This is a genomic window from Streptomyces sp. NBC_01017 (assembly GCF_045162795.1).
GTDB classification, from domain to species: Bacteria; Actinomycetota; Actinomycetes; order Streptomycetales; family Streptomycetaceae; genus Streptomyces; species Streptomyces machairae.
Genome location: NZ_CP108683.1, coordinates 1,628,049 through 1,649,263 on the forward strand (window position 1 = coordinate 1,628,049; position 21,215 = coordinate 1,649,263).

Annotated in this window: 11 protein-coding genes; 2 read left to right on the plus strand and 9 right to left on the minus strand. The window is 72.0% G+C overall.

The window, feature by feature from the left end; genetic code table 11:
* Positions 1–58: 58 nt before the first annotated feature.
* The 6 genes from OG331_RS07805 to OG331_RS07830 form a co-directional block, all read right to left on the minus strand.
* The gene (locus tag OG331_RS07805) at positions 59–7,396 is read right to left on the minus strand and encodes a MupA/Atu3671 family FMN-dependent luciferase-like monooxygenase (protein WP_406193270.1); all 7,338 of its coding nucleotides are present in this window, start codon (positions 7,394–7,396) and stop codon (positions 59–61) included.
* Positions 7,393–10,764 (minus strand): type I polyketide synthase, encoded by a 3,372-nt coding sequence (locus tag OG331_RS07810; RefSeq protein ID WP_406193273.1) that lies wholly within the window; start codon positions 10,762–10,764, stop codon positions 7,393–7,395. Before OG331_RS07810 ends, OG331_RS07805 begins: the two co-directional genes overlap by 4 nt.
* Positions 10,764–12,026, minus strand: a complete 1,263-nt coding sequence (locus tag OG331_RS07815; protein WP_406193276.1) for an MFS transporter — start codon at positions 12,024–12,026, stop codon at positions 10,764–10,766. The genes OG331_RS07810 and OG331_RS07815 overlap by 1 nt, the downstream gene beginning before the upstream one ends.
* A gap of 619 nt (positions 12,027–12,645) precedes the next feature.
* Positions 12,646–14,553, minus strand: a complete 1,908-nt coding sequence (locus OG331_RS07820; protein WP_406193279.1) for an acyl-CoA synthetase — start codon at positions 14,551–14,553, stop codon at positions 12,646–12,648.
* Positions 14,550–15,509, minus strand: coding sequence for a fumarylacetoacetate hydrolase family protein (locus OG331_RS07825; protein ID WP_406193282.1), 960 nt, complete (start codon positions 15,507–15,509; stop codon positions 14,550–14,552). The genes OG331_RS07820 and OG331_RS07825 overlap by 4 nt, the downstream gene beginning before the upstream one ends.
* Positions 15,506–16,633, minus strand: coding sequence for a VOC family protein (locus OG331_RS07830; RefSeq protein ID WP_406193285.1), 1,128 nt, complete (start codon positions 16,631–16,633; stop codon positions 15,506–15,508). Before OG331_RS07830 ends, OG331_RS07825 begins: the two co-directional genes overlap by 4 nt.
* Positions 16,634–16,771: 138 nt before the next feature.
* Here OG331_RS07830 and OG331_RS07835 point away from each other — a divergent pair, with 138 nt between their 5' ends.
* Positions 16,772–17,422, plus strand: a complete 651-nt coding sequence (locus OG331_RS07835) for a TetR/AcrR family transcriptional regulator (RefSeq protein ID WP_406193288.1) — start codon at positions 16,772–16,774, stop codon at positions 17,420–17,422.
* A 124-nt stretch (positions 17,423–17,546) separates the two neighbouring features.
* A complete protein-coding gene (locus tag OG331_RS07840) occupies positions 17,547–18,173 on the plus strand; it encodes a TetR/AcrR family transcriptional regulator (protein WP_406193291.1) in 627 nt (208 codons plus the stop codon).
* 14 nt (positions 18,174–18,187) lie between these two features.
* Here the strand turns inward: OG331_RS07840 and OG331_RS07845 are convergent, their stop codons facing one another.
* From OG331_RS07845 to OG331_RS07855, 3 genes are read right to left on the minus strand one after another with little or no spacing between them, the layout of a single operon-like run.
* On the minus strand, positions 18,188–19,045 hold the full coding sequence (locus OG331_RS07845; RefSeq protein WP_406193294.1) for an SDR family oxidoreductase: 858 nt from the start codon (positions 19,043–19,045) through the stop codon (positions 18,188–18,190).
* 25 nt (positions 19,046–19,070) lie between these two features.
* The gene (locus OG331_RS07850) at positions 19,071–19,889 is read right to left on the minus strand and encodes a transferase (RefSeq protein ID WP_406193297.1); all 819 of its coding nucleotides are present in this window, start codon (positions 19,887–19,889) and stop codon (positions 19,071–19,073) included.
* Between the two features lie 11 nt (positions 19,890–19,900).
* Positions 19,901–21,178: a glycosyltransferase family 4 protein gene (locus OG331_RS07855; protein ID WP_406193300.1), complete on the minus strand. Its 1,278-nt coding sequence runs from the start codon at positions 21,176–21,178 to the stop codon at positions 19,901–19,903.
* Positions 21,179–21,215: the final 37 nt, after the last annotated feature.

The window sequence follows — 21,215 nt, forward strand, 5'->3', positions numbered from 1 at the left end:
GTGACGCCGACCCACGCGCCGGGCCGGCGCGGTGCGGGGGCGGCGTCACGGACGGGCGTCACCCCCCGAGCGCCCGGTCGACCTCCTCGCTCAGCAGAGCGACGTAGTCGCGCGTCCAGCCCTCGATGGTGGCGCGGTCCCACAGGTCGGCCGAGTACTCCACGAAGCCCTTCAGTTCGTCGCCGGCCGGGACGAGCCCGAAGGTGAGTTCCGTGCGGGCCGCGGCGGGCGCGAGGTCCTCGATGGCCGTGGTCAGCCCGGGCAGTTCGACCTCCGCGTCCAGAGAGCTCTGGTAGGCGAAGCCGACGTCCAGCTGGTCCGGCACGTCGACGCCCTTGCGCTCCCGCATCGCCGGGGCGATCCGGCGCACCGGCAGGGGCTGGTCCATGCACTCCACGGTCGTACGGGCGACCTGGTCCGTCAGGGTCGCGAAGGAACCCGCCACACCCTGACGCACCGGCAGCGCGAAGCCGGTGACCGTGCAGGCCAGCAGGGACTCGAACGCGCGGCGCTCACGGTTGGCGTAGGAGACGTTGAACACGACGTCGGACTGCCCGGACTTCCGCGCGAGCATCCGGCCCAGCGCCGCGGCCGTGACCACGAACGGCGTCGTCCCCCGCTGTCTTGCCAGCCGCTCCACGGCGGCCCGTGTCTCGGCCGGAACGGTGAACATCACGGCGCCGCCCCGTCCGCTCGCGCTCTGCGGCCGGGGCCGGTCCAGCGGCAGGTCGACGGAGAACGGCACTCCGTCGAGCTCGCGCAGCCAGAACTGCAGCTTCCGCTCCTCGGCGGCCTCGTCCACCTGATCCTGCTGCCAATGGGCGTATGCCACGGGCTGGCACTGCACGGGCGGCAGGGCGTGGGACTCGCCTTTCACGGCCGAGCCGTAGAGCGCGGCGAGTTCCTTCAGGAGCAGGCTGACGGACCATCCGTCGCAGGCGGAGTGGTGCAGGACGAGGAGCAGTGTCCAGTTGCTCTCGCCGGTGCGCAGGAGGCGCAGCGCCATCGGAGTCCCGCCGGTGGGGTCGAGTGGCGTCTCCGCCGCCTCGGAACTGGCCCGGTCCAGGGCAGCCTGCCGTTCCCCCGCGGGCAGCCCGGTCAGGTCCCCCACCGGCAGCTCCACCGGGCGGGCCCGCAACACCTGCTGCTCCCAGCCGTCGCCGCTGCGGGCCAGGCGGGTCCGCAGCCCCTCGTGCCGCTCGACGAGCCCGGCCAGGGCGGTGCGCAGGGCCGGCACGTCCAGATCGCCGGTGAGGGTGATCCGCAGGGCTACGTTGAAGACCTGTGGGAGCCGGTGGTCGGCGTGCACGGTGGCGAAGCGGGACTGCTGCACGGTGGCGGGAGCGCGGTGCTCCACCGTGCCGGGTTCGTCGTCGTCGGCCTCGGGTGAGGCGTTCGCGGGTTCCGGCTCCGCCGTCTCGCCCGCCGCCGCGGCCAGTTGGGCCGTCATGGCCCGTAGCGTCGGCTCCTGGTAGAAGCTCAGCATCGGGTACTCGGTGGCGAAGTCCTCCCGGACCCGGTTGACCAGCCGCATCGCGGTGATCGAGTGGCCGCCCAGGTCGAAGAAGGAGGCGTCGGCCGCGATGCCGTCGGCGTCGATGCCGAACTCTTCGGCCCACAGCTCCCGTACCCGTCGCTCGATGCCCGTCGGGTGACCGGCAGTGGGAGTCTCGCCGTCGGCACTCGGTGTGCGGGTCGGTACCGAGGTGACGAGGTCGGGTGCCGGCAGCGCGGAGCGGTCCAGCTTGCCGTTGCCGCTCACGGGCAGCGCGGGCAGGACCCGCCAGGCGCGCGGCACGAGGTACTCCGGGAGCCGGGCCGCCAGTTCCTCGGCCAGCAGATCGGCATAGGCCTGCCGGTCGTCGGCCGCATCGCCGATCAGGTCGGCGGGGACGGCATAGGCCGCGAGGTACGCGTCCCCGCGATCGTTGCGCCGGGCCAGCACGGCCGCCTCGCCCACGCCGTCCAGGGCGTTGAGCGTGCGGGAGACCTCCTCCGGCTCGACCCGGAAGCCCCGGATCTTCACCTGGTCGTCGGCCCGGCCGCAGAACTCCAGCGTCCCGTCGCCGGTCCAGCGGACCAGATCGCCGGTGCGGTACCTGCGCGCGTCCGGGCCGCCGTCCGGGTCCGGCAGGAACCGCTCGGCGGTGAGTTCGGGGCGGTGGAGGTAGCCGAGGGCCACGCCCGGTCCGCCGACGTACAACTCCCCCACCGTGCCGACGGGCACCGGGCTGCCCGACTCGTCGAGCACGCTCAGCCGTACGTTGTCGGCCGGGCGTCCGATCGCGATCGGACGGGCGGGGTCGTCGCTGTGCGCGGCGACGGTTTCCGTGGTGCACAGCACGGTGGTCTCGGTGGGCCCGTAGACGTTCACCGTCTCGTACGGCGCCTCGGGGCGCGGCCTGGTGCGCAGTACGTCTCCGCCCAGCAGGAGGTGACGCAGGTGCGGCTGCTCGTGCGGAGGCAGCCGCAGCAACTGTTCGCCCAGGGCGGTGGGGAGGATGGAGAAGGTGACGCGCTCGCCGGCGTACCACCGGGCCAGGGACAGCGGGTCCCTGCGGACTTCCTCCTCGGCGATGGTGACCGACGCTCCCGCGGTCAGTGCCGGCCAGATCTCCAGGATCGAGGCGTCGAAACTCTGGCTGCACACGACGGCGCTGCGGTCGGCCGAGGTGAACGCGAAACGCCGGTGGTGCCACTCGCACAGGTCGACGACCGCGCGGTGCGCCAGCACCACGCCCTTGGGTGTGCCGGTGCTGCCCGAGGTGTAGATGACGCAGCACGGGGACTGGTTGTCGGTGGCGGACGCGGGGCGCGGCGGGTGGGGTGCGGTCGCGGTCGCTGTCGCGTCGGGGGGTACGACGGTCACGCCCGGCGGCAGCTTCAGAGCGGCCGCCCCGGCAGGTGCCGACACCACGGTCCGCGCCCCGCACTCGGCGATGACCTGCTCGGCGCGCACCCGGCCGAGGGACGGATCCAGCGGCACGTAGGCGCGGCCCGCTCTGAGTGCGGCGAGCATGGCGACGACGAGGTCGACGGAGCGCGGCAGCCACAGCGCCACGACCTCGGCACCGCCGTCCGTGGCGGGCCGCTCCCGCAGGGCGGCTGCCAACTGCTCGGCCCGGTCGTTCAGTTCGCGGTACGTCAGCCGGGTGTCGGCGCTGATCACGGCAGTGCTGTGCGGCCGGGCGGCCGCCTGCCGGGCGACCAGATCGTGGACGGTGGTGTCCGCCGGCGGGCGGGACGGGCCGTGCCGCCAGGACCTCGGAACGGGCTCCCCGTCGGCGGCGGTGCCGACGGCCGCCGGGGCGAGCCGGGACAGCGGAGTGTCAGGGGTGTCGACCGCTGCGGCGAGCAGTGTCCGGAAGGTGGCGAAGAAATCGTCGACCGTCTCCTGGTCGAAGAGGTCGGTGTTGTACTCCAGGTGGCAGCGGATGCCCTCGGGCTGGTCCGTGAAGTAGACCGTGAGGTCCGTCAGGGACTTGTCCGGGCCGGCGTCCAGCGGGGTGGTCTCGATGCCGGGCAGGTCGAAGCGGAACGGTTCGGCACGCTGGAACTCCGCGAACGCCTGGAACACCGGTGTCCGGTCGACCGCCCTGGACGGGGCGAGCTCGCGCACCACTGTCTCGAAGGGCACGCGCGCGTGGTCGTACGCGTCGAGAGCGACCGTGCGCACGCGGTCCAGCAGGGTGCCGAACGCCGGATCGCCGGACAGGTCGAGGCGCAGCGCGAGGGTGTTCACGAAGAAGCCGAGCACCTGCTCGGCCCGCTCGGGCCGGTCCGAGATCGGGGTGCCGACGACGATGTCCGTCTGCCCGGTGATCCGGTGCAGCATCGCCCCGTAGCCGGCGAGCAGGGTCATGAACAGGGTGCTGCGGCGGGCGCGGCTCAACTCCCGCAGCCGTCCGGAGAGTTCCGCGTCGAGCGTGTGGAAGACCGCCCGGCCGTTGGAGGTCATCGTCGGCGGGCGCGGCCGGTCGGTGGGCAGGGCGAGGACGGGCAGGTCGCCGTCGAGGGTGCGGCGCCAGTAGGCCAGGTCCTCGTCGGCCTCGGGGCTGTTCGCGGACGCCGCCTGCTCCCTGGCGTGGTCGGCGTAGCTCCAGGTGAGCGGGGGCAGGTCGGGGGTGGTGCCGTCGCGTTCGGCGCGGTAGAGCGCGGAGAGGTCGCGGGCGAGGACCGTGGCGGAGGCCGCGTCGACCACGATGTGGTGCAGGGACAGCACGAGGACGTGTTCCGCCTCGGCGAGCCTGACCAACCGGGTGACGAACAGCGGTCCGTCCGCCAGGTCGAAGCGGCGTGCGCTCTCCGCGGCCAGGACGTCGCCGAGCGCGGTCCGCGGGTTGCTGGTGCCGTCGAGGACCTCGAAGTCGGGCTCGACCGGCGCCGCCCGCACCACCTGTCGTGGCTCCCCTCCGCTCTCCCGGAAGACCGTGCGGAGCCCCTCGTGCCGGGCGACGAGGCCGCGCAGTGCCGCACGTAGTGCGGGTACGTCGAGAGGGCCTTCTAGGCGGATCGCCTTGACCTCGTTGTAGGCGGTACGGCCCGGGAGCAGGCGCTCCAGGAACCAGATCCGTTCCTGGCCGGGCGACAGCGGCGCGTCGGCAGGGGCGGAAACAGCTGTCCGCCGGTATGTGCGGCGCAGCGCGTCCAGGTGTGGCAGGCCCTCGCGCAGGTCGTCCGGGGCGACACCGAAGTCGACGAGGGCGACGATCTCGTCGGCGCCCGCCGCGGTCACCGCGTCCACCACCGGGCGGACGCTGTCCACCGTGCCGATCAGGGCGCGCTGGTCGCAGTAACGGCCGTAGGCCCGGCGGAACACCGTGTCCAGGTCGTCCTCGCTCAGCTCGGCCAGGTCGACGTTGTGTCCGAGGCTGTTGGTGACGCCGCTGAACACGGACAGGGACGCGCGCATATAGCGGGACAGCGGTTCGTACGCCTCGGTCCGCGCGACGTCGTGGTCGGCCGCGAGGTAGGTGTGCAGCAGGACCGCCACCCGCCCGGCGTCCGGGTCCAGGCCGTGCTGGGCCCGGGTACGCCGGTAGCGGGCGATGTTCTCCCGGAGCTGTTCGACGCTCTGGGTCATCAGGTTGGTGACGATGCCCAGGTCGTGACGGGCGGCGAGTTCGAAGGAGGCGGGGTTGCCGACCACTGCGGTGTACATGGGCGGGGCGTCCTGCACCGGACGCGGGAAGAGGCGTACCTCGGCCTCGCCGGCCCCACTGGCCCGGCGCACGGGTTCGCCGCGCCAGAACTTCCTTACCTCCTCCAGCTGTTCGTACATCAGCTCCTTGTGCCGGCCGAAACGGTCGGGGAAGAACACGAAGTCCTTGGCGCTCCAGCCGCTGGCGACGCCGATGCCGACACGCCCGCCGGAGAGGTTGTCCACCATCGACCACTCCTCGGCGACCCGGATGGGGTCGTGGAGCGGCAGGACGACGGAGCCGGCGTTGAGCCGGATGCGTTCGGTCTCCCGGGACAGCGCGGCGGCGAGCACGGCGGGGTTCGGGAAGAGGCCGCCGAAGGAGTGGAAGTGGCGCTCGGGCATCCACAGCGCATGGAAGTCGTGCCGGTCGGCGAACCGGGCGACGTCCATGAGCAGTTCGTACTGGCCGCCCTTGCCCGGCCCGGAGGCCTCCTGCGGGTAGTCGCCGAAGAAGTAGACGCTGAAGTCGGTGGTGCGGGCGGCGGGTTCGCTCACGGGTGCGGTGCGGGAGTCGGTGACGGCTGCGGCGTTCCAGGCCATGGCGGCGACCGGGGCGGGGGGCGCCGCGGGAACAGCCGGTTTCGGTTCCGCGGCCCGGGCCGGTGCGAGTGCCGGTTTCGGTTCGGGTGGCGCGGCCTTCGGCGCAACCGGCCGCCCGCCCGGGAAGAAGCCCGCCGTCCGCAGCTCGCGCAGCGAATCCCGTACGGCGTCCGCCACGAACTCGATGTCACCGTCCGTGTGCGCGGTGGACAGGAAGAAGTTGCGCCACTCCCAGACGTGCACGCCGCGCAGCATCAGGTGGTGGTAGAGGAGCTCCATGTCGGCGCGGTGCTCGAAGCGGAACTGGGAGCCGAAGTGGCTCATCCGCAGCGGGAACTCCTCGGCCTCGAAGAAGCCGTTGAGCGTCGCGGCCAGTTCGGCGGTACGCGCGTTGAGCCGCTCCTGGAGGTGCGGGCTGTGCTCCTTGAGGTGGGTCAGCACGGCGCGCGCGGCGACCATCGACACCGGGTGCTGGATGTACGTGCCGCCGAAGAACGTGGTGTCGGCGGGCGGGTAGCTGTCGTCGCCGTAGGACCAGTGCCCGCCGTCGACGCCGTCCATGATGTCGGCGCGGCCGGCGATGGCCCCGATGGGGAAGCCGCCGCCGAGCAGCTTGCCGTACGTGGCGAGGTCGGGTGTGACGCCGTACAGCTCCTGCGCGCCGCGCGGGGCGGGGCGGAAGCCGGTCAGCATCTCGTCGAAGAGCAGCACGATGCCGTGGCGGCCGGTCAGCTCGCGCAGCTTCCGTACGAACTCGACGGGCCGCAGGGAGGGGTGTCTGCTCTGCACCGGCTCCACGACGACCGCGGCGATGTCGTCGGCGTGCCGGGCGATCGCCTCCAGGGCGGCGTCGGTGCCGTAGTCGAGGACCAGCAGATCGGAGACCGAAGCCTGCGGGATGCCTCGGGAGACGGGCACGGTGACCTGGTCGGTGCCGCTGCCCGAGGCGCGGCCGAGGACGTTGTCGGCGTGGCCGTGGTAGGCGCCCAGGAAGGTGACGATCTTGTCGCGGCCGGTCGCGGCGCGGGCGAGGCGGATGGCCGCGGAGTTGGCCTCCGTACCGGAGTTGGCGAAGGCGACCCGCTCCAGGCCGGTCAGTTCGGCGAGGAGTTCCGCCGCCTCGCCGGTCTCGACGTTGCGCGGGCCGAGCTGGATGCCCCGGGACAGGTGCTCGCGCACGGCCTCGGTGACGAAGTCGGGTTCGTGACCGAAAAGGAGGACGCCGAAGCCCATCGTGATGTCGACGTACTCGTTGCCGTCGACGTCCTGGAGCCGTGCCCCGCTCGCCCGGTGGCCCGCGATCGGGTACAGCATCTCCTTCGTGCCGCTGCGGAAGCCCACGACGGCACGGCTGTCGGCCAGGACGCGGCGGTAGCGCTGGGCGATCCGCTTGGAGGTCGGGGTCCTTGCGGTGTAGCGGCGTACGAGATCGGCGAGGTGCTCCTGCTGGGAGTGCGGTGACAGGTCCCGCACCATCCCGGAGGTCTTCGCGACCGTCACGCGCGGTCCGTGGACGCGCGGTGCCTCCGGCGACCGCTGCTCCGGGACGGAGGCGCCGGCTCCGCCCATCTGCTCGGCGATGCGCTGTGAGAGTTCCGTCATCGCCGCCAGGTCCTGGTCCAGTGCGGCGGATATGCCGTGCAGCCCGGTCACTTGGCCACCTTGCCGTTGAGCCGCTCGGTCACCGAGGCCGTCTGGAGGGCGAGCAACTGGGAGAGCTGGGACATCATCTGCAGCTGTATCTGGGATATCTGCTGGAGTTTGCGGGCGAGGTCCTCCAGCTCCTCGCGGGTCGCGTACTCGGGGGCGGGTGCGGGGGTGGCGGGCGCGGTCATGGCGGGCGCGGGTGCGGGAACCGGCGCGGGTGGAGGTGTGGGTGCAGGTGCGGCAACGCTGGGCGGCGCGAGGGGCTGGGGTGCGACGGGCTCCGGAGCGGGCTCGCGAGCGGGAGCTTCGGGAGTGACCGGCTGTGCCGACCCGGCCCGCGCCGCCGGGAATTCGACCGGTGCCGTCCCGCCTGTCGTCCCCGGCATCCGGGCGACGATGAACTCGGCGAGCCGCCGCGGCGTGCCCGTCTCCTCGAACAGCTGCCGCATCGTCACCTTGACCCGATGCTCCTGCTCCAGCTCCCGCAGCACGCTGATCATCTGCAGCGAGTCGGCGCCGAGGTCGAAGAAGGACGCGTCGCCGACGATCGCCGCCGGCTCCTCGCCGAGGTGCCGGGCCGTCGCCTCGACGATGCTGTGGAGTACGCGCGCGACCGCTGCCTCTTGCTGAACCACTTCGGCTCCCTTACTCGCTGGTGTTCCTGTGCTGAGGGCCGTCAACTCCGGCCCTGTCCAGTGGTTCTTGTGCTGGAACCGGTATCCGGGCAGCGGGACACGCCTGCCACCGCTGCCGGCCAGCAGGACCCGCCAGCCGACGTCCGCCCCGGCGCAGTGCAGCCCCGCCGCCGCACCCCACAGGGCGCCGAGCCCGGCGCCGCGCCGCGACGACGGGAGGGACTGCACGGTGGGCAGCGCCCGGCGCGACAGGCCGCTGAGGGTGGTGTGCGGCCCGATCTCCAGCAGGGCGTCGGGCAGCCCGGCGCCGATGCCGCGGAGCGCCTCGTCGAAACGGACGGGCTCGCGGGTGTGCCGTAGGAAGTAGTCGGCGTCCGGGGTCCAGCCGGGTGGGCGGGTCACTCCGTCGAGGGCGCTGACGAACGGGATCCGTACCGGACGGAAGTCGACGTCGTCGAGGATCTTCCGGAACTCCTCCAGCATCGGTTCCATCAGAGCGGTGTGGAAGGCACGGGTCACCGTCAGCCGCCGGCCCGGCGTGCCGCGCTCGTCCAGCAGGGCACACGCCCGTTCCACGGCCTCGACCGGCCCGGCGAGCACCTGTGCGCGTTCTCCGTTGGTCACGGCCGGTTCCAGGCCGGGCACTTCGGCGGCCAGGGCGAGGGCCGCCGCCCGGTCCAGCGCCGCGGCCACCATCGCGCCGGGGGCGCAGCGTTGCTGCATCAGCCGGCCGCGTTCGGTGGTGAGACGCAGACCGTCGTGGAGTGAGAGGGCTCCGGCCGCGTGCAGCGCGGCGTACTCCCCGACGCTGTGCCCGGTGACGGCGTACGGTTCGACGCCGGTGTCGCGCCAGAGCCGGACGAGGGCGCACTGGAGGGCGAACAGCGCGGGCTGCGCGGTGTCGGTGCCTGCGAACGGCCCGTCGGGCGTGTGCTCCGGTGTCCCCTCCCCCGATGCGTCTGCCGTTCGCAGCGCGGCGAGCAGTGAGTCGCCGGTGAGGTCGCGGTAGTGGTCGTCGCAGGCGTCGAGGACCTCGCGTACGACCGGAAAGCGCTCGTACAGGGCGTCGGCCATACCCGCGTACTGGCTGCCCTGCCCCGTGAACTGGAACGCCACGCGCGCGTGGCCCTCCGCCGGCGTCGTCCCCGCCGTGGCCGTCGCCCCGGCCGTTCCGGCGAGAAAGGCGTCAAGGGCGTCGGCGAGAGCGGTCGGGGTGGTGCCACGGACTGCGAGCCGGTGGCGGCCGTGGACGCGGCCGAGGGCGGCGGTGGTGACCAGGTCCGCCAGGTGGGGCCCCGGCTGCTGCCGTAACCGGTCACGGAAGGCGCGGGCGTTGTCCGCGAGGGCGGCCTCGCTGCTCGCGGAGACCAGCAGCACGTCCGCGGGTGCGGCGGCGTCGGTCCGGGGAGCGGGTTCGGGGGCCTGTTCCAGGATCAGGTGGACGTTGGTGCCGCCGACGCCGAGCGAGGTGAGGCCCGCTCGGCGGGGCACGTCGCTCTCGGGCCAGGGCCGGGCGGTGCCGGGGATGTAGAAGGGGCTGTGGTCGAGGTCGAGGGCGGGGTTGGGCTCGCTGAAGTTCGCCATCGGCGGGATGACGCCGTGCTTCAGGACCAGCAGGGTCTTGACGAGTCCGGCGAGTCCGGAGGCCGCGTCGAGGTGGCCGATGTTGGCCTTGGCCGAGCCGAGGGCGCAGTAGCCGGTGCGGTCGGTGTCCTCGCGGTAGGCGCCGGTGGCGCCGTCGAACTCGATCGGGTCGCCCTTGAGCGTGCCGGTGCCGTGGGTCTCCAGGTAACCGATACTGTCCGCGCCGACGCCGGCGCGCCGCAGGGCCTGGCGGACGGCCGCGCGCTGGCCCCGGGCGCTCGGGGCGGTGAACGCCTTCTTGTCGGCGCCGTCGTTGCTGATCCCCCAGCCGCGGACGACCCCGTGGATCGTGTCGCCGTCGGCGACCGCCCGGCCCAGCCTCTTCAGTACGACGGCCAGGACGCCCGTTCCTCCGACGGTGCCGTCGGCTCCGGCGTCGAAGGCGCGCAGGCGGCCGGACTTGGAGAGGATCGAGCCCTTGACGTAGCGGTAGCCGACGACCTGCGGCACATGCACGGCGGTGGCGCCGACGAGGGCGATGTCGCAGTCGCCCAGGAGCAGGGACTGCGCGGCGGCCTGCACGCCGACCAGCGAACTGGAGCAGCCCGTCTGGACGTTGACCGCGGGGCCGGTGAGGCCCAGCCGGTAGGCGATCCGGGTGGCGGTGAAGTCGGCGTAGTTGCCGACGGTGATCTGCATGCCGGCCATCCAGTCGGAGGCGGCCTGGCTGGGCAGGACGTTGTTGAGGAGGTAGTTCTGCAGGGTGTACAGGTGATATCCGGTGCTGGCGTACACGCCGACGCGGCTGCCGTCCCGTTCGTCCGGGTAGCCGGCGTTCTCCAGGGCGTGCTGGGCGCACTCCAGGAGCATGCGGTGCTGGGGATCGGTGATCTTGGCCTCGCGGGCGCTCATCGCGAAGTGCTGGGCGTCGAAACCGGCGATGTCGTCCAGCACCCCGGAGGCGCCGACGAAGTCAGCCGCCCGGTACTCCTCGGCGGGTACGCCGGCGGCGTCGAGCTCCTCGTCCGTGAACCGGGTGATGCAGTCCGTGCCGTCACGGATGACACGCCAGAACTCCTCGGGCGTGTTCGCGCCGGGCAGCCGGAAGGCCATGCCGACGACGGCCATCCGCGGGTCGGGGTCGTTCGTGGTCATCAGCTGCGTCCCTCCGTCACCGTCGGTTTGTCCTGGCTGATCGTTTCCGCAGCGACATGGTCACGTGGGACGCCCCGGCGCAGAAGCAGCAGGAGCAGCGTCCCGCAGAGGACGATGGCGAGGCCGTGGAAGGAGGCCACGACCTGCAGTGGCGAGAACGTCTCCAGCAGGGCGCCGCTCACGAGCATGCCGAGGCCGAAGCCGGCGTTCTCGGCCGAGGCGGAGAGCCCGAAGAGGCGGCCGCGCTGCTCGTCCGGGGCGGCCTGCAGCCGCGACACGTAGACGATCTCGGTGAACCCGTCGGCGGCGCCGGCGACGAGCGCGGCGATGACCGCGGGCAGGGTCGGCAGCCCGCTGAAGACCACGATGAACCCGGCCGACATCACACAGGCGCCGAGCGCGAACGCCCGCTCCCCGGGCGTGCGCCCGGTCTTCTTGGTGACCCGCCCGATCACCTGCTGGGCGACGATGTTGCCGATGGCCCAGGTGGCCCAGAACTGGCTGATGAACGTGGCCGGATGGTCGGGGTCCAGGCTGCTGGAGTAGATGGGAAGGGCGACGTTGTGGGAGGAGGAGCCCAGCCCGTCCACCGCCCTGATGGCGATCATCGCCATCAGCAGCGGCGCCGTGGCCAGCAGCATGCGCGCCGTCCAGCGCGCGGCCCCGGAGGACTCAGCGGAGCCGGCGCCGGCGTCATCCTTCTTCACCGCCCTGGTGCGTACGGGCAGCAGGAACAGCACCGTCGCCGAGATCAGGAAGGACGCGGCGTCCAGGGCGAACGCCGCGGAGTAGCCGAGCTGCGCGACCACCACGCCCGACGAGGCGAACCCGGCGATCATCGCGAGTGAACGCCCGGTCACCAGCAGCCCGTTGGCGCGCACTCGGTGCTCCGCCCCGACGATCTCCGGGATGCTGCTGCGCAGGGCCACCTGGGAGAGCGTCGAGCAGCCGCCGGTGACCACGGCGAGGACGTAGAGCAGCCCCACGCGGGTCGCGTCCGGTGCGAGCAGCAGTGTCAGCAGCGCCACGGCCTGGCACAGGTCGGCGCCGACCATCAGGCGCTTGCGGTCGTAGGCCGAGACGAGACGCCCGCTCACCCAGCCCGACACGACACTCGTCGCCAGGCGTACGGCCATGAAGAGGCCTGCGGCCAGCGCGCTGCCCGTGGCGTCGTAGACGAAGACGTTCAGCGCCACCATGTTCAGGTAACTGCCGTACGCCGAGATGCCGTTGCCCAGGACGAGCAGCCGGAAGTTCCTCATGCACCTTCCCCTGGTCTGCATGAAGGGGATGAGTGGTGTGCGAGGCCGGGATGCGTCGCCCGCGCGCTCAGCGGCGGGGCGGAGTCGATACGGACGGCAGGCTCCGGGACGTTCGCCCGTCGCGTCCGCCGCGCGGGTAACGACGCCGCGGTGTCCGATCCCCGTTCATCGGCCCCGACCGCGGTCGACCCGGCGGGGCGCACACCGCTGTCGCAGGGCGCGTCCATGCCCCCGTGCCGGCCCAGCACAAAAACCATTCCCCCTATGTGCCGCCGGTCGGCGGCCGTTGGTCCGTCAGCCAAGCAGACCCGGACGCGGGGGTTCAAGGCTCAAGGGGAGGTCTAGACGACTTCAGGTCCGGATTTGGCGAGTTCGGGCATCGAATTGCGCCACTACTCGCGCGTGGCGGCCCTCAACCGGGGCACGGAGCACGCCGACGCTCGGGAGTCCGGGCAAGGGTCCCGGCACGAACAACCTCCGACGTGTACGCAGCCGCATCGCGGAGCGTCCTCACGAGCGCACCGACGACGGAGCCGCTTGCCGGCCGTCCATGCGGGTCACCCTCGTCAAGGTCGAATAAGGACGCCCCGGATACGGCCGATTCGCGGGCGGGAGTGCCTCAGCTCTCCTCTCGCTGCGGTCCGGTGATACGGCAGGGAACGGCGAAGTTGCCGACCAGGCGCTCGACTTCGGCCCTCACGGCGGCGGGCGCCGAGGGGCGCAGCGTGACGGTGACCGCCACCGACCCGGAGTCGGCCTCGGCGCCGACGCCTGCCACGTCGTCGATGCCGGCCAGGGCGTCGGTCAGTACGCGGCGGGCGGCGTCGGCTCGCAGGGGAAGTTTGTACGGCTTGCCGACCGCGGTGACGGGGAGCGCGTCGAGGACGCGGACGGCCCTGGGTGCGGCGGCTGCCTCGCCGACGTGCGCGGCGGCCCAGGCGAGGAGGTCGTCCTCGGTCACCGTGGTGTCGGCGATCGTGACGTACGCCACCGGTACCTCCCCCGCCCGCCGGTCCGGCTGTCCGACGGCCTGGGCCCCGGTGACCGCGGGGTGCGCGAGCAGGGCGTCCTCGATCACCCGGGGGTCGATGTTGTGGCCGCCCCGGATGATCAGGTCCTTCGCGCGCCCGGTGAGGTGGAGGAAGCCGTCCTCGTCGAGGTAGCCGAGGTCGCCGGTGTCCAGCCAGCCGTCGGCCACCCTGCCCTGACTGCTGATCAGGTACCCGTCCCCGTCGCGGCCCTGGACGTATCCGGGGAAGACCGTGGGCCCGCTGATGAGGATGGCGCCCACCTCACCGCCCGGCCGTTCCTCGGCTGTGGCCGGGTCGACGATCCTGATGTCCTGGTACGGCAGCCGCCGGCCGACCGAACCGGGCCGGGGGACCTCCAGGAACCCGCGGACGCTGGCGCAGGTCGCCTCGGTCAGGCCGTATCCCTCCAGCAGCGGAATTCCGGTCGCCGCCTCGAAGTCGGTGCGCACGCCGTCGGGCAGCGCGGAGGCGCCGACCATCGCGCACCGCATCGAGCCGATGTCGGCCCCGTCGACCGGACACGTCGCGAGGACCGCGTACACCGTGGGCACGGCGCTCATGGCGGCGATCCGGTAGTGCTCGACGATGCGCCAGAACTCCGCGTACAGCGTGATGTCGCGGTATCCCAGCGGTCCGGCCCACACGACCTGCTGGCCGCGCAGCAGCGGCGCGAGCAGGGTGACGACGAGTGCGTTGACGTGGAACAGCGGCAGGGCGGCGAAGACGACCGAGTCCTCGTCCAGGACGGAGTTGGCCGCGATCATCCAGGCGTCGGTGACCTCGTTGGTGTGTGTATGGGCGGCGAGTTTGGGCGCCCCGGTCGTGCCGCCGGTGTGGAAGAAGGCGGCGAGGTCGGCGGCCGTGGGTGGCTCGCCGACGAACCGGTCGCGCGGGCGGTCTGCCGCGACGTCGCAGAGGCGGGCCACGACGGCGTTCTCCATGGTGGGCAGCGCGGCGGGCTCCTGCCGGTCGGCGGTGGGGCCCAGGACGAGCACGTGGTCCACCAGGCCCTGGCGGGCGAGTGCGGCGCCGGTGGCGAACGCGCCGGGGTCCAGCTCCGGGGAGGCGGTGATGACCACGCGGGCACCGGCCCGGCGGACCAGCTCGGCCACGTGGTCACCGGCGAGCGCCGGGTTGACGGGGGTGACGATGCCGGCGAGTTGGGCGGCAAGGAGCGCGGTGACGAGTTCGTCGCAGTTCGGGGAGAGCAGCGCGACGGTGTCGTGGCGGCGCACTCCTAGCTGGTGCAGGGCGTTGGCCGCCTGGTGCACGTCGGCGAGAAGGTCCGCGTAGGTGCGGTTCCTGGGGGTGCGCCAGGACTCGGCGTCGGGCAGGACCGTCAGCGCGGTCCGCTCGGGCCACTGCTCGGCCGCTCGCCGCAGCACGTCGTACGAGGTGCCGGGCAGCCCGCGTGCGGCGAGCGGCGTCGCCTCGATGACGGCCAGGTCGTCGGGGTGGTCGTAGCGCGGCCACGCCGTGGGGGCCTCGGTGGTCACGCGTACCTCACCTTGTTCTGCTGGGTGCCGAGGTCGATGGCGCCGTCGGGGGTTGCGATGGACAGCTCCAGTACGTCGCCGTCGTGGAGGTATTTCGGGTTCTTCGCCTGGGAGTTGAAGAACGCCTTCCACTTCATCGCCGGCGGCAGGAGCGCGCCGATGATCTCCACCGGCTTGGGCGGCGCCTTGAGGGCGGTGCCGCCGGGCGTGCCGGTGAGGACGAGGTCGCCCGGTGCGAGGGCCTGGAAGCGGGAGAGCTCCTGCAGGGCCTGGAGCGGGCTGTAGATCAAGTCGGTCAGGTCGCTGTTCTGACGGATCTCCCCGTTGACCTTGAGGACGAGTTTCAGCTCGGACAGACGGTCGAGTTCCGCGGCGTCGAGCAGGACCAGGGCGGGGCCGACCGGGGTGAAGGTCGGGTAGGACTTGGCCTCGTAGAACTGGGTCTTGGGCAGCTGTACGTCGCGTGCGGAGACGTCGTTGGTGATGACGAGGCCGGCGATGTGGTCCTTCCAGTTGGCGGCGGTCACGGTGGCGCCGACTTCGAGGGGACGTCCGATGACCAGGCCGAGCTCGATCTCGTAGTCGAGGAAGCGGACGTGGGCCGGCTTCACGATCTCGTCGAACGGGCCGCTGATCGAACCGGAGGTCTTGCGGAAGAACGTCAAGGGGACGGTCTCGGGGTTCATGCCCGAGTCGCGCACGTGGGAGACGTAGTTGGTCATCTGCGCGACCACCCGGCACGGCGCGCTGACCGGGGAGAGCAGCGAGAGTTCGGCGATGCGGCGCGGCTCCGCCGACCCGTTGCCCGAGCGGGCCTCGGCCAGGGCCATGTGGACCGTGACCACGTCGTCGAGGAGCTCGGCGGTCGTCGTCGCGGAGGTCTCGACCCGGACGGCACGGCTCTCGTCGAGCGCGACCCACCAGGCGTCGGAGGTACGGAGGACGGACAGGGTCATGAGGAAGCCACTTTCAGCAGGCCGCGCAGGCGTTCGAGGTCGAACTCGTTGTCGTCGTTCCGGAGGGCGGTGATGATCGAGCGCAGCTCGGCGACGGATTCGCGGCCGGGGGCCATGCCCATGAAGTCCTTGGTGACCGGCGGGCCCCACTGCGCCAAGCCGGAGGCCGTCATGGACGCCCAGCCGGGTTCCAGGGTGGAGTCGAACATGTCGCTGTCGGTGAAGTGCTCGACGAGGAGGCCGTCGGGGTCGCGCCAGTAGTCGAAGATCTGGCTGCCCTGGATGTGCCGGCCGATGCCCCACGAGCGCCGGTAGCCCGCGCCGAGCAGGTGCTCGCCGCCGGCGGCCAGCGCGTCGAGGTCGGTCACCTCGTAGGCCGAGTGCACATATCGGTTGGAGGGGCCGAGCGTCAGGGCCAGGGTGTGGTGGTCGGTCAGAGTCCGGCCGCGGTCGCAGCGGATGAAGCTCATGGTGGGGCCCCGCTCGCGCTGGCCCTCGTAGTAGAGGAAGTCGCTGACGATCAGGCCCAGGTGCTCCAGGTACCAGTTCAGGGTGCGCAGGTAGGTGGTCGTCTGGAGGACGACGTGCCCGAGGCGCCGCACGCCGGCCGGTTCCCGCGGCGGGCGCTGCGTGACGTTGGTGCGGTCGAGGCCGCCGCCGAAGTTGAACGCCTGCGACCGCTGTCCGGCCACCGCGGGCAGCTCGTCCGCGTCGGCGACGACGCGGACCCGCAGGCCGCCCGGGTCGGACAGGTCCACGACCGACCCGCCCAGGGGCTCGGGCAGCGGGTGCACCCGGGTGCCGGTGCCGTCGGCCAGCCGCAGCAGGTCGCGGGGGTCGGCCGCGCGGAAGGCCGGGCCGAGGAACCGTGACCTCCGGGCCTTGCGGATGATCACGCACGGCGCTCCCGCCCGGGTGCCCCGCAGGTGCAGCTCGCCGACGTCGCGGTACGACGTGACGAACCCGAATGCCCGGGCGAAGGCCTCGGCGCGGTCCAGGTCGGGCTTGCAGAACTCCAGCCACGCGATGTCATGGACCTTGATCACCGGGTTCGCCGCCCGGCCCGGATGCTCTCCGGGGAGCGCTCCCTGCTCGGAGTGCAGGTCGTTGTGCGTGCCACCCACTGACACCACCTCCTGAAGAAATATTCACTTCCGAACTTGCCGTCAGTCAATAGAACTGAAGAAATCTTCAGGAAACAAGTGCGGGGCGGCTAGAGTGCGGGGTGCAGCGAGTGACGGGGCGGCATGGAGGATGGTGTGATGGCCGAGCGGACCGCATCCGGGCGAGTCGACCGGCGCAGGGCGCGGACGCGCACGGCACTGGTGGGCGCGGCGCAGCGACTGCTGGCCGAAGGGCGGACGGACGTCCCCATCCTGGAGATCACCGAGCTCGCCGACATCGGGGTCGGCTCCTTCTACAACCACTTCGACAGCAAGGAAGAACTCTTCCGCGTCGCGGTCGAGGAGGCGCTGGAGTGGTGGGGCACGCTGATGGACCGCCTCACCGCGGACATCGAGGACCCCGCGGTCGCCTTCGCCCAGAGCTTTCGGCTGACCGGCCGACTGCACCGCCGCCACCCGGAGCTGAGCCGCGTCCTGCTGAGCCAGGGGCTCGAACTGGCCCACTCCCAGCGTGGTTTGGCGCCCCGCGCGTTCCACGACATCCGGGTCGCGGTGGACGCGGGCCGGTTCGAGGTGGAGGACATGGACCTCGCCCTGACGATGACGGCGGCCGCGGTGCTGGCGCTGGGCTCCTTGCTGCACGCCCAGCCCGACCGTGACGACGCCCGGTCGGCGGACCTGGTCACCCGCAGCCTGCTGCGCCAGTTCGGGATCCCCGCCGACGAGGCCGCGCGGATCTGCTCGCTCGACCTGCCGGACCTCGATGTGGTGGACACCCTCGTCGGCTGACCCGGCGCCGGTCCTGCCGTACCGGCGCCACTCCTGCTGTAGGGGATGCTCCAATTAGAGTGGACGCTTCAGGACATGATCGTTCACAGGGGTCCGAGGCCCTGTACGACCGGAGGGGCACCCCATGACCAGGCCGCAGACCGCGCGCAAGAAGCGTGCCAACGGGGTGGAGTCACGTCAGCGCATCCTCGACGCCGCCGTGGAGATCGCCGGTGAACGCGGCTACGACGGCACGTCCATCGCGGCCGTCAGCGCCAAGTGCGGGCTGCCCGCCAGCTCCATCTACTGGCATTTCAAGGACAAGGACGATCTGATCGCCGCGGTCATCGAGCGCAGCTTCGAGGCCTGGCTCACGGCCGTCGAACTGCCCGGCGAAGAGACCGGTACGCCCCTGGAGCGGGTGACCACCATGGCCGCCAACGTGGCCAAGTCACTTGTCGACGCACCGGACTTCCTCCGTCTCGGCCTCATGCTCGCCCTGGAACGACGGCCCACCGAGCCTCGGGGCCGCACGGCGTTCCTCCAGGTCCGTGACATCACCCATCGGAAGATCGCCGAAGTGGCCGCCGGCCTGTTCCCCGGCCTGGACGAGCAAGCCGTGGACACCCTCACCACCTACGCCATCGCCGGCGCCGACGGCCTGTTCGTGCAGCGCGAGGTCCAGGGCGAGAGCGTCGACCTCGTGGCGTTGTTCGAGCTGCACGCACAGGTCGTCCACGACGCGGCGACCCGGATGGCGGCGGGGCGCTAGGCATTGCGCCAGGGCTACGAGACGGCCCCGGCGGACCGTGCCGTGAATTCGCGCGCGTGCTCGGCCGCCCACTGTCCGAAGGTACGGGCCGGCCGGCCGGTGACCTTCTCGACGGTGTCGACGACCGTACGGCCCACCTCCGGGGTGTTGCCGTACGCCTCCAGCAGGAAGCCGATGACGTCCTGCGGGTGACCCGCCGCCCGCCACTGGGCGACGGCCTGCTCCTGCGTCAGCTCGACGAGGGCGATCTCCCGGCCGCGGGCGGCGGCGACGGCTGCCGCCTTGTCGGTGACGGTGAGCAGTTCGGGTCCCGTGATCACGTACTCCTGGCTCCCGTGCCCCTCCTCGGTGAGCGCGACGGCGGCCACGGCGCCGATGTCGCCCTCGTGGACCATGGCGCTGAGCCGGGAGACGAACGGCTCGCGGACCTCGTCCGAGGCCACGATCCCGTCCGCCCACTCCAGGGCGTTGGCCATGAACTCGACCGGCATGAGGACGGTCCAGTCCACCCCGCCGTCCGCCCGCACGGCGTCCTCCAGCGGGGACGGCCCGCCGCCGTGCAGCACGGTGACCCGGCGTACGCCGGCCGCGCGCGCGAGCTCCAGGATGCGCGGACCGGTCTCCAGCGGGGCGAAGTAGGCCCCGCCGAAGGTGATCAGATGGAGGCCGGTGACTCCTTCCAGGGCCGGGACCAGACTGTCGGGCTCGGTCAGGTCGCCCCGGACCACCTCGACGCCGGCCGGGAAGTCGGACCTCGCCGGGTCCCGGGTGAGCGCGCGGACCGCGTGGCCGCGGGCGAGCAGCTCGGCGACGACCTGACGGCCGACGGTTCCGGTGGCGCCGGTGACAAGAATCTTCTGCGTCTGAGTCATGGAACGACCGTACGGAGGCTTGCGGTCAGGTTCTGTCCGCAAGTATCGAGAGGTCGTTGTCGACCGTGTAGTAGGGGCGTACCACCGAACCACCGACATCGGCCGCCGGAAACACGAAGATCTCTTTACGGTCCGCCACGTCGTCCAGCAGGCGACCGATCCGGACGGGCGCCGTCCCCTCGGCAGGTCCGGTCTGCACGAAAAGGTCCCAGACACGGTTCCCGGAGCCGCCGTCGGCGACCAACTCGCCGTACTCCACGGTGAACCGGAACCCTCGGCCGTCGTCCTCGGGCTGTGGCGCAAGGGTCAGTACGGTGCCGCCGCCACCCCGAAGCCGCAGCCGGACAGTGGCACCCTCGGCCGGCGAGGCGCCGTGCAGCCGGGCCCTGACCGTCATCGAGCGGTCCGTGATGTCGACGTCCTCGACCTCCGCGTGAGCGGGACGCAGCCATGCCCGCACCGCGAGGTAGCCGTCCTTGGTGACGTACGGAATCCGCACGGCGACCGGCGTCTGCCGGTCACTGCGGCGGCCGTCGACGAGGGTCCGCAGGTCACGCAGCCCGGGGCGCAGGCGCTGTCGGGGCGCGCCGGGTTCGGGGATCAGGTAGACGTCCCACCGGCCCTCGGCGAGCGCGGGCTGCGGATCCAGTACGGCACGCAGACGCCCGTCCTCCGCAGGTTCCAGGTCGAGGGCGTGGAGGGTGTTCTCGGGCTGCCCCTTCTTGGGGCGAAGTCTCAGAAGCAACTGAGCAGTGGCCGAGGGGCGCTGGAGAGCGAAGGTGATCCGGCCGTCGGCGTCGACCGCGCAGTCGGTGCGCAGGTTCGTGCCACTCGCTGTGCCCATTTCCATGATCATCACTGCCCCTTCCGTACCGTACGCAGCGCGCGCGAGGCCACGGCGTACGCGGCGTCGCGTGCGGCGAAGCCCTGGCTGACCAGGGCTCGCTCTATTCGGCGCCCTATCGGGCCGCCTTCCGGTGCCGGGCCCGGTCGCCCGGTCCCGCGCGCCGCCTTGGCCTCGTCGATCAGGCGCTCGGCCTGCTCCAGGACGGGGACCGGGGCGAACCGGCCCGCGTTCCGGACGGCCGTACGGCCCATCTGCCGGCGCCGTTCGTCGTCGCGGACGAGGTCCAGCAGCGCGGCTGCCATGGCGTCGGGGTCGCCGACCGGTACCAGCCGGCCGTCGATGCCGTCCTTGATGATCTCGCCGGGCCCGTAGGGGCAGTCGGTGCTCACCACGGGCAGGCCGCAGCGCATGGCTTCGACGATGGTCATGCCGAACGGTTCGAAGTTGGACGCGCTCGCGGCGATCGAGCCCTTGACCCACTCCGCCTCCATGGGGGCGGCGGCGCCCATCAGAAAGGCCTTGTCGTACAGGCCGAGGCTCTCGATGAGCTGCCGTAGCCGTGCCTGTTCCTCCCCCTTGCCGTAGATGCGCAGGCGCCAGTCCGGGTGTTCGGCGGCGACCTGGGCGAACGCCTCGATGAGCAGGTCGTAGCGCTTCACCGGGACCAGCCGTCCGGCCGCGACCACGACCTTCGAGGTGCCGTTCGCAGCGGGCAGCACCGGATCGGGGACGCTGTTCGGCAGTGCCTCGACCCGGACACCGGGCAGCCGCATCTTGCGCCGGTAGGCGGCGGCGTCCGCCTCCGTGACCGTGGTCAGCACGTCGAGCCGGCGGTAGGCCCGGCGCAGTGTGGTGCGCAGCCGGGGCGGGTGGTTGTCGAGGGTGAGGTGCTCCTGCCCGATACGGATCACGTGCTCCGGCGCCTGGCGCGCGAGGTGCACGTTGAGCCCCGGCCGGGTGCCGATGACGACCTCGGCGTCGGTCGCCGCCAGGCTCTCGCCGATCCGCCGGTCGGTCAGCTCGCTGTACTGCCGGTAGCGGTACTCGGCGACGGGGAACACCTTCGCGGGTCTGAGGTGCAGGGGATGTTCCTTCTCGTGCCGCAGGTCCACCAGTGGCCTTAAGGACACTCTCGGGTCCAGGGCGAAGTTCGGACGTTCCCGGTGCCGCAGCACGGAGACGATCTCCACCTCGTGACGGTCGGCCAGCGCGTGCGCCAGGTTGAAGGTGGTGGCGATCGTGCCTCCGATCCCGTAGGCGTTGTGCAGCAGGAAAGAGATCTTCATGGCGGACTAGACCGCACCGAACAGCCTTTAGTTGCCT